Below are 8,278 nucleotides of genomic sequence, written 5' to 3' on the forward strand. Positions count from 1 at the left end.
CGGACGCGTCGGGGCCTTGGGCCCGTACTTGAGGAACTCGACGTTCGCAGTCTCGCCTCACGCATCTGAGCATTCTTAGCGCCGACACTGCGGTGCGACGGGGTTTCGCTCAACGAAGCGGTGCGCGTGCCCGGCTCACCGCCGCCTACGACGCCGAAATCGCCGGGCGACGTCCTCATCAACGTGCAGCACCGCTCGCTGACCGCCGAGATCGAGGCGCCCCCGGAAGCGCGCGTAACCAACTGGTGTATGTGGTCGCCGTCGAGACGAGCGTCCGGTCAGTTTGGGCGTCCCCATCGGCGCCCCCGATTCGGCCTCTCCTTCTGAACTCGGAGTCTGCTGTGCGGGTGTCAGGCTGCCCGCCCGCTGCCAAGAGGCGGCCCCGTCCCATCAGGAGTCAGCAGCCGCTGGGCTTGGGTCGTCGTACAGGTCGCTGTAGGCCTCGTGAACGGCGACGCGCCCGGCCTCCAGTGCCGTTTCGAGAAGGTCGCTCTGGCGGGCTAGACGGCCGACCGGCGGTGTGCCCGGAGCGGGGCGGATCGAGACGACCGCCGGGTGGTGGGCCAGGGCGGCGTCGTCTTCGGCCAGGCGCGTTGCGCGGTCGAGGAACACCTGCCGCAAGGCTGCGGGTTCACGACGCAGGAAAGTCTTGGCGATGACCGGGGCGGAGCGGGAGGGGCGTGCCGCGTCGATCTCGCGCCGGGATCGAAGCACCATGACGTGGGTCGCGCCCTGGGCCAGCGCGGTTCGGTAGGGCACGGACTCGGAGACACCCGCATCGTAGAACCGGTGCCCACGCAGCATCACGGGGTCGCCCGCCAGCAGAGGCAGGGCGGCGCTGGCTCGCAGCGCCAGGCGCAACTCCGCGGCGTCGCCGACAAAGGGCCGAAGGTCGGTGGATCTCCCGGTGGCGGCGTCGGTGGCCAGCGGGTGGTACTCGATGTCGCTGGCCAAGATCGAGGCGAAGTCCATCGGCGCAAAGTCCTGGTCGCCGTAGCGGTAGAGCACCTCGTAGAAGGCGTGCAGGTCTACGAGCGGCCGCCCGCGCAGAGGGTTCGAGTGCCGGATCGCGGTTCTGGCGTAGCGGGGATTCGCCCAGAAGCGCAGCGACTGCGGGCTGCCGCTCAGCAGCCATGCTCCGGACGCGGCGCCGGCGGAGGCGCCGTAGACGGCGTCGAAGCCGTTGGTCAGGCCGAGTTCGTGCAGTGCCAGGGCCATCCCGCCTGCGATGATGCCGCGCATCCCGCCGCCCTCGATGGCCAGCGCGACGCTAAGCCCATCGGTGCGTGCGCCGGGGCGGCTGTCGACCTGAACGCGCTCGGTGCGCACGCGCCAGACCGGGTGTGGTCCTTCGCGCTCTGGCGTCGCAGAAGGTGTGGCAGTCATCGTCATCGTGGTCAAGACTCCAGGGGGCTGCTCGGAGGTGGGATCTGCGTGCAGGGCGACGTCGAGGCGTGGGCGACGAGCGCTCTGCGTTCTTGCGGGGTGTGGCTCAGGCTGCCTACGAGATCACTCCCGCAGAGCTCGGCATCCTCTTCGAGGGTGGCTGGCGCGAGCGCAAGACTGCCGCCTGGCTGGCCGCTGTGGCCCACCGAACCGAGTTCCGCGACCTCATCGGCCGGCTCCTGCTCGCCAGCGAGGGTCCGTACGCGGGCACGGCGTACTGCGTCGCCCTCGCGAAGTTCGGCACTGCAGCGGATGCCGAACCACTCAGCGCCTACCTTGATCACTACCTGTCGCGCCCCGACCTCGACTACGACCAGCCAACCGCCCTCGGGACACTCCTGTACCTCGACAAGGTGCTCGACTCCGACTCCGCATCCCGGTTCATTGCCCCGGGAGGCCCCTGGGACCGGTGGCTCGAAGCCCGGGTCGCGGCAGCCCTCGACCCACACGACTGCCAGCGGGGCATACAGGAACTCTGCGGTTTCGTAGACGAGACCGCAGAGACCTTCGCCCCGCTTGTTCATCGGCGCCTGCAGCCATGACCGAGCGAGACATCATCCGCAACGAACTTGCCCAGGGCCTGCGCTCGATGTCACAGGGCATCGAGTGGTTCGACACGCACGGCCAGCAGGAGCAGTCCGACGTGCTCCTGTTCCTGCGCCATCACTGCATACGGGCCCGCGCCGTCACGGAGGACGGGCCTGAGAGCATCCGCCGCTCCGGGCTGCGCCCGACGCACACGCCCGGGGTTCTGATCACCCGCGGCCAGATCAACCAGCAACTGGGGAAGATCGCCGGTCTCACCCCTGCCGATGAACGCCGCAAGGCGTTCCGGCTTCTGGTCGCGGTACTTGCGATCGCGGACGAACGGCGCCGCGAGCGCTTTTGCTCCGGCGGATGTGGTCACTGGTGGCACAGACTGCCCGTCGCCGACGGGCGAAAACGAGTCCCCGTGCAGCAGTCCTCGGCTCACGCGCGCGCGTCGTCGGAGCCGGAACGAGCGTCGTGACACGCCAAAGCCCTGTGCACGCCCTTCCGGCTTGACGCTCGAGCCCACCGGCCCCCGCACCGGCGCAGCGCACCGCACAGCGCCGCCGTGCCCGACGCCAGCCCCGCGCCACCCGGCGCCACAGCATGCTCAGCCGGCACCACCCCGTTCGGCCGCCGATGCTGAGGTTCGCTCCACGCCGGGTCCGGTCGGCAATGCTGCACGGAGCAACAGCCACTTCTCCCTTTTGGAAAGGGGCTCCGGGACCTGCCCGCTCTGGGTCACGCAGCAGGAGGGCTAGCCCGGCCCCGGGGTCTTTCCCTCGGGTGGGCTGTGTTCAGGACAGGGTGGTGGGGCGGCGGGGTGGCGGGACGGCCCGGAGCAGGTCCCACAGGGGACGTGAGCCGGACGCCCACACCGCGAGGGTATGGCGGTCGACGACGTGGAGGCGCTGCTGCTTGGCGAAGGCGACGGCCGGCGCGGTCACCCTGCCGTTGGTCACGATCACCGCGACGTCGGCGCCGTGGATCTGGCGGGCAGTGCCGTTGAGGACCTGCAGGTCCGGAGTGCCCACCGCGGAGCCGGCGAGACCATTGCGGCGGTGCTTGCACTGGATCACCCAGCGCCGCCCGAAGGGATCGGTGGCCTTCACGTCCGCCCCGAGGTCGCCGCCACCCCCGACACGAGCCGCGTCCCGGCAGCCGTCACGCCGCATCAGGTCGCGTACCGCGTCCTCGAACCCGGCATGGTGCAGGGCGTCCAACTGCGGCAGCCCGTAGCGCAGGCCCTGCGCGCGGACCGCTTCCCACTGGGCCCTCTGCTGCCTCTGGTAGAGCCAGCCACCACCGGCCAGCGCACTGATCGCGGCGACGACGACCATGACCCACCAGTGGGTCACCAGCCAGTTGACCACCGCCCCGACCAGGCCGACGGCCAGGACCACGGCCACGACAAGACCGGCCAGCCGGTCCTCCCCGTGCCGCTGCCGCCGCTTGGCCGGTCCGCGGGTCTGCCTCCGTGCCGGCGGACGCCGCACCGAAGGCCTGGGCCTCGTCGTCCGGGCCTTCCGCGCGCGGGGGCTCACCGGCCCGCCTGCGTCACGCCGCCCACCAACTGCCCCAGGACGTTCAGGATGCCCGCTCCCACCGCGGTGGGAGCGATCAGGACGCCCAGCGCCAGCACGATGACGACGGTCAACTTCTCGTCGAAACGACTGCGCGCCTGCGTACGCCGCCGCAGCCGCACGAACACGACGACCGCGAGCAGCACCGCCACGTTGATCGTCACCAACGTCGGACCCTCCCCCTACCAGTCGGCCCTCACTAGGGGATGACGGCACGCCAGCCCCAGCCTTCATGTCTAGCGGCGTAGCGATCAGGCGGGGGACAGATGGCCGACGATGGCACAAAACCGCTCTGGACCTGACCGAGTAGTTGCACCTGAGCGAGCTCGACATATCCCCCAGCCAGCGTGTCCAGGGCCTCGGCCACGACAGCGTGAGGCGCTGCTGGCGCGCTTCGGCTCCCGTGCCTGACCCGCTGACCACAGGCGCCCCGAACACGGCTGGTTCTACACTCACAGCGCGAAGGGAACTTTTGATCAGTGGCACCGGTCCGGCACCCAGATGCGGATTCCTCGCGTGTCGGGGTGGGCGGTGTACTCGAGCACCACGGGCTCGCCCACGATGGCGAGGGAGTACCGCACCCCGACGTCGCCCATCGGATCGCCCGGCAGACGAACGTCCTGGTCGAACGCGGAGCCGGCCTCCAGCACGAGCGACACGAGGTAGCTGACCACCTTCCTCGACAAGTGGGGCGGCATGTCGAGCGTCACGCCCGCCGGCATTCCTCGGTCCAGACGGTCCAGACCGCGGAGGGGTCAGCAGCTGGACGTGCCGGGGGTACCGACCTGGCTGTGGCTGATCGCGACCAGCGCGCGGTCCAGGACCTCCTGGACGTGGCCAAGGGCCGAGATCGTGGTCACCAGATTCTGGGCCTGTAGTGGTCAACCATCGGCGCTGTCTCGCTGCGATAGATCTCCAGTCGCTTAGGAACAGTTGCCTCGCGGTCGTCATCGCGCTGGTACAACTCACCGCCGCAGACATCGCAGGTCCCTGCTACTTCAGGCGGGCTGTAGTCGACATGAAAGATGTGATCGCGGTCCCGACGGCACCGGGCACCCCACGCCCCACACCAGCCAACCAGCCTGAACACACTCAGATCAAAGGACCAGTCCAGGCACAACATCAATGACCGGTCATCTGCCGCGGGCCTGTGCCGAAGAAGCGCCATGGATGCCGAGATCAACGGCCGTCTGCTTCTATTCTTCTCCTGCCCGCACCAACGCGATGGCGCGGGCGCGGAACTCAGCAGGGTAGGCGCGGGGCATATCCGGCAGCCTTTCGTGAAGGCCGTCAGTTAGCCAGCAGAACTGGAACCTGAGATGTGGGGCAGGTCAACCTGTCACCCAAACCTGCAGCAGACCCCACGGTATGCGACCCCCTCGGCCTGTCACCCTATTCACGGTTCAAGGGGCTGGGCTGGCTGACCGAGAAGTAACTCGAACGCACCTCGTTCCGGTACCAACGGCTCGTCACCGACCAGAGCTACGAACAACAGTGGATCCTGCCCGACGGTCGGGAAGTCCACATCGACGGTGGCCCGCGGGACGGCTGGGTCACCGAGGCCAAGTGGACCGGCGGCGACAACCTCGGCGAGTGGGAGAAGTCTCCGTACAACCCCGACTCCGACTTCTACGACGAAGCCCGGCTCACCAAGCAGACCGACAAACTGCTCGCCCTCAACGAGGATCTCGGAGGCAAGGGAGTTCGCTATATGGTGTCCAATGAATGGGGTGCCGCGCATGTGAACGAGGTGCTGTCCAAGGCCTTCCCCGAGGCCTACGCAAGCGGGCAGCTGAAGGCGTACCACGTGCCCGGCAACGGCATGAGTGGAATGAGTTCATGGCTGCAGTAAACGCGATGCTGGAAGAACTCCGGGGCCTCGTCCCGCTGACCCCCGAGGGCGCGGCGGCAAGGTTCGCGGCCCAGGAGTGGACACCCAGAGGCAAGCCCCGCAACGGGGTGGAGACATCCTGGCACAAAGACGGCATCCGGGGATGGACTCAGGCGTTCAGCAGCGGCGCGGTCCGCGTATCGTTCGCCGTCTGGATCCGCGATGTCGACGAGTCCGGCTACTTCGACGACCTGGACTCCGTCTACGAAGAGGGCGAGGGGGTACTGGCCGGCCTCCTCCCCGAGATCGAACAATCCCCGCTCGCCGACCACCTCACCGAAGCCGAACAGTCGGCGGCGGACAAGGACGAATTCATCGCGGTGCGGAAGTGGATCCTGGACGGCCGGATGCTGACCGCCGGCGTGGTGCAACAGGACACCGACCTCCCCGTCATGGTCGTAATCGCCCTGGAAGAGCCTGCGCCCGTCTCCGGGTGACCCGTGCCCCTCCGATGGCCGTCGAGACGACAGTTCCAGTGCCGCGGCCGATGTCCGAGCGCCGCCCTCTCGTGAGGGCGCACCGCGCCGGACCATCTCCCCCGGCGGCTCGCTCTGCGCCCACCAAAGCGACGGACGTGGCCTACGACTGGATCCGTGCTCTATACGACGGAGCCGTGCACCAGTCTTTGAAAACCGAAGGGACTCTGCTGCGCAATTGGTGAGGTCTACGTGGTGAGCCGGTAGGCGAGGCGTTCGAGGCGGCTGGTGCGGACCCGGCGGAGGGGCTGGTCGCTCCAGTAGGCGTCCAGCCGGACCACGTTGACCGCGGCCGCGGAGAAGGCGTGCTGGAGGCGGACCCTGGGCAGCCCGCGGTATCGGGCCCGGCGCAGGCCGGTGACGTCCAGGGCCTGGTTGACGGTGCCCTCGATGCCGGCGCGTTCGGTGCGGGCCTTGGCGGTGGTCTCGTGGATCTCCTTGGGCCGCAGGGTGAGCATGCGATTGCCGCGGGCGGCGCTGGTGCACCGGCCCTTGACTGGGCAGCTGCCGCAGTCGGACTTGGCGAACTCGATGACGATGGCGTCGCGTCCGTGCTGGGTGACGCGGTGCCAGCCGGTGCTGGTCTGTCCTTCGACAGGACAACACCCCCACCGACCAGGCGAAACGACAACCGATCCATTAGACGCAGAAACCAGCCATAATCGCCCCGGCCATTCCCACTCCAAGTCACGCAACCCCAGGTCACAGCCCCCACAGCCCACCGAACCCAGTTATCAACCCACCACCAACACCCCAGCCCACACACCACCCCATACACCAACTACCCCCCGCCTCAGCGACAAGGAGGCGTGGGAGAACAAGCTGGCCGCGCTGCGCTCGTACCGGCGGGCCACCGGGCACCTCGCGCCGCGTCAGGACGCGGTGTGGGGCGAGGGCGAGGCGATGGTGCCCGTCGGGCAGCACATGGCCAACCTCCGGCGGAAGGGGGCGAAGAACGGCCTGGGCAAGGACCGCCATGAAGTTCTTCGACCAGGCCGAGAAGAACAACACCCAGTGATCCGACGCGACGGCCGCTGCCGGGCACATCACTCGGGTGCGCCCGGCGGTGGCCGTCGCCCGTCCACGATGCTTCCCTTCTCATCCCTGCCCACAAGGAGTTTCATGCCGATGTCCGTCATCAACGAGATCGACGTCGACGCGCTGCAGGACAGCATCGACACCCTGCGGACCAATCCCACGCTCGCCCGGGCCACCTTCGCAGTCGACGGTTCGTGGCAGGGGGGCTACCGGATCACCACGCGGACGGGCGCCTTGAGCCAGGGAGGCGAGCGCGATGCGACGCGCGTCGCGAAGTTCGAGATGACCAGCGACGAGCCAGTCGCGGCGCTGGGCACCGACACCGCACCCACGCCCGCGGAGTACGTGCTGCACGCGCTCGCAGGCTGCTACACCGTCACCATCACCGCGCACGCCGCCCTGCGTGGCATCGAGCTCAAGGGCATCCGCCTGGAGCTCGAAGTCGACCTCGACATGCGCGGGTTCCTCGGGATCGACGCGTCGGTCCGTCCAGGACTCCAGCAGATCCGCATCGGTGTCGACCTCGACGCCCCCAACACCACACGCAAGCAACTCGAGGAACTCATCGCCCTCGTCGAGAGGCGTTCGACCATCCGAGACACCCTCGTCAACCCGGTCGACGTCGTCACGACGCTCACCTGAACAAGACACCAGTCGACGGCTCGTCTACAGCCCTCGGCGACGTCAACCGGCGCCTTGCCACCCACCAGAACACGTACCAGGCCAGGATCGCTGGTGCCGTCATCGGCGCCGGCGCCAGGGACGAACCGGCCGACGGCGCCCGGTGGAGTGGGCACGCAGCCACCGCCGACAACCTCCCGTAACCCAGGTGGCCTTCACTCACCACGGACGTTGCCGCTGTCAGCAGCCCGTCGCCACCATGGCCCAGCTGCACCGAGACGACCGCTACGACCGCACGAGCGACGACGTCCAGCGCGTGACGGGCGTCCCCGCCCAGTCGATCAAGGCGTTCGTTGCCGCCCGCAGGGACTTCTACCTGGGCTGAGTCGTCCGCCACTACCAGCCCCTAATACTCCAGCTGTAGATCGCGATCTTCACGTCTGAGTGGCTTGTCGCTGATAGTGGCTGGCCTGCGATCGGGCCTGGTGGCGGCGCCGCCAGTGGGACCAGTCGAGCCGGTGGGCCGCGTCGTGGACGAGCCAGACGACGAGCGCGGTGAATGGGTGCTGGATCTCGTTGCAGGTGAGCGGTCTTTAGGGCCGGACTACGGGCGGCACATCGCGGTGACCGCGCCCCGAACCAGCTCGTCGATCTCCTCGATGTCACCGCCCCGGGGCAGCTTTCCGTACAGGACC

Annotated in this window: 11 protein-coding genes and 4 pseudogenes; 8 read left to right on the plus strand and 7 right to left on the minus strand. The window is 68.5% G+C overall.

What is annotated here, in order from left to right; all coding sequences use genetic code 11:
• Positions 1 to 390: 390 nt before the first annotated feature.
• The gene (locus ACIQMR_RS35925) at positions 391 to 1,329 is read right to left on the minus strand and encodes a patatin-like phospholipase family protein (RefSeq protein WP_401396692.1); all 939 of its coding nucleotides are present in this window, start codon (positions 1,327 to 1,329) and stop codon (positions 391 to 393) included.
• Between the two features lie 125 nt (positions 1,330 to 1,454).
• Here ACIQMR_RS35925 and ACIQMR_RS35930 point away from each other — a divergent pair, with 125 nt between their 5' ends.
• Together ACIQMR_RS35930 and ACIQMR_RS35935 are read left to right on the plus strand one after the other, a co-directional pair.
• On the plus strand, positions 1,455 to 1,988 hold the full coding sequence (locus tag ACIQMR_RS35930; RefSeq protein WP_401396694.1) for a DUF6000 family protein: 534 nt from the start codon (positions 1,455 to 1,457) through the stop codon (positions 1,986 to 1,988).
• Positions 1,985 to 2,455: a DUF5958 family protein gene (locus ACIQMR_RS35935; RefSeq protein WP_401396697.1), complete on the plus strand. Its 471-nt coding sequence runs from the start codon at positions 1,985 to 1,987 to the stop codon at positions 2,453 to 2,455. The genes ACIQMR_RS35930 and ACIQMR_RS35935 overlap by 4 nt, the downstream gene beginning before the upstream one ends.
• Before the next feature lie 316 nt (positions 2,456 to 2,771).
• Here ACIQMR_RS35935 and ACIQMR_RS35940 read toward each other — a convergent pair whose 3' ends face one another.
• From ACIQMR_RS35940 to ACIQMR_RS35955, 4 genes and pseudogenes are all read right to left on the minus strand, one after another.
• Positions 2,772 to 3,383 carry a restriction endonuclease gene (locus tag ACIQMR_RS35940; protein WP_401396699.1) on the minus strand — a complete coding sequence of 204 codons (612 nt, stop codon included), beginning with the start codon at positions 3,381 to 3,383 and terminating at the stop codon, positions 2,772 to 2,774.
• A 131-nt stretch (positions 3,384 to 3,514) separates the two neighbouring features.
• The gene (locus tag ACIQMR_RS35945; RefSeq protein WP_401396702.1) at positions 3,515 to 3,724 is read right to left on the minus strand and encodes a hypothetical protein; all 210 of its coding nucleotides are present in this window, start codon (positions 3,722 to 3,724) and stop codon (positions 3,515 to 3,517) included.
• A gap of 309 nt (positions 3,725 to 4,033) precedes the next feature.
• Complete coding sequence (locus tag ACIQMR_RS35950; protein ID WP_401396705.1) at positions 4,034 to 4,267, minus strand: hypothetical protein; 234 nt, start codon at positions 4,265 to 4,267, stop codon at positions 4,034 to 4,036.
• Positions 4,268 to 4,312: 45 nt separating this feature from the next.
• Positions 4,313 to 4,605 (minus strand): annotated as a pseudogene (locus ACIQMR_RS35955) (adenylate kinase); the annotation flags it as partial.
• A gap of 663 nt (positions 4,606 to 5,268) precedes the next feature.
• On the opposite strand from ACIQMR_RS35955, the gene ACIQMR_RS35960 reads away from it, so the two are divergent.
• Complete coding sequence (locus ACIQMR_RS35960; RefSeq protein ID WP_245874039.1) at positions 5,269 to 5,409, plus strand: hypothetical protein; 141 nt, start codon at positions 5,269 to 5,271, stop codon at positions 5,407 to 5,409.
• The gene (locus tag ACIQMR_RS35965) at positions 5,397 to 5,885 is read left to right on the plus strand and encodes a hypothetical protein (protein ID WP_401396708.1); all 489 of its coding nucleotides are present in this window, start codon (positions 5,397 to 5,399) and stop codon (positions 5,883 to 5,885) included. The genes ACIQMR_RS35960 and ACIQMR_RS35965 overlap by 13 nt, the downstream gene beginning before the upstream one ends.
• A gap of 227 nt (positions 5,886 to 6,112) precedes the next feature.
• Here the strand turns inward: ACIQMR_RS35965 and ACIQMR_RS35970 are convergent, their stop codons facing one another.
• Positions 6,113 to 6,646 (minus strand): transposase, encoded by a 534-nt coding sequence (locus tag ACIQMR_RS35970; RefSeq protein WP_401396711.1) that lies wholly within the window; start codon positions 6,644 to 6,646, stop codon positions 6,113 to 6,115.
• A 79-nt stretch (positions 6,647 to 6,725) separates the two neighbouring features.
• Here ACIQMR_RS35970 and ACIQMR_RS35975 point away from each other — a divergent pair.
• The 4 genes and pseudogenes from ACIQMR_RS35975 to ACIQMR_RS35990 all read left to right on the plus strand — a co-directional run.
• A pseudogene (locus ACIQMR_RS35975) lies at positions 6,726 to 6,896 on the plus strand (helicase associated domain-containing protein); the annotation flags it as partial.
• Positions 6,897 to 7,046: 150 nt separating this feature from the next.
• Entirely contained in the window at positions 7,047 to 7,604 is a 558-nt protein-coding gene (locus ACIQMR_RS35980) for an OsmC family protein (RefSeq protein WP_401396723.1), read from the plus strand.
• A gap of 14 nt (positions 7,605 to 7,618) precedes the next feature.
• Positions 7,619 to 7,777 (plus strand): annotated as a pseudogene (locus tag ACIQMR_RS35985) (pyridine nucleotide-disulfide oxidoreductase); the annotation flags it as partial.
• 65 nt (positions 7,778 to 7,842) lie between these two features.
• Positions 7,843 to 7,968, plus strand: a complete 126-nt coding sequence (locus ACIQMR_RS35990) for a hypothetical protein (RefSeq protein ID WP_401396714.1) — start codon at positions 7,843 to 7,845, stop codon at positions 7,966 to 7,968.
• Positions 7,969 to 8,017: 49 nt separating this feature from the next.
• Here the strand turns inward: ACIQMR_RS35990 and ACIQMR_RS35995 are convergent.
• A pseudogene (locus tag ACIQMR_RS35995) lies at positions 8,018 to 8,176 on the minus strand (IS701 family transposase); the annotation flags it as partial.
• Positions 8,177 to 8,278: the final 102 nt, after the last annotated feature.

The organism is Streptomyces sp. NPDC091376, assembly GCF_044757085.1.
Classification (GTDB): domain Bacteria; phylum Actinomycetota; class Actinomycetes; order Streptomycetales; family Streptomycetaceae; genus Streptomyces; species Streptomyces pratisoli.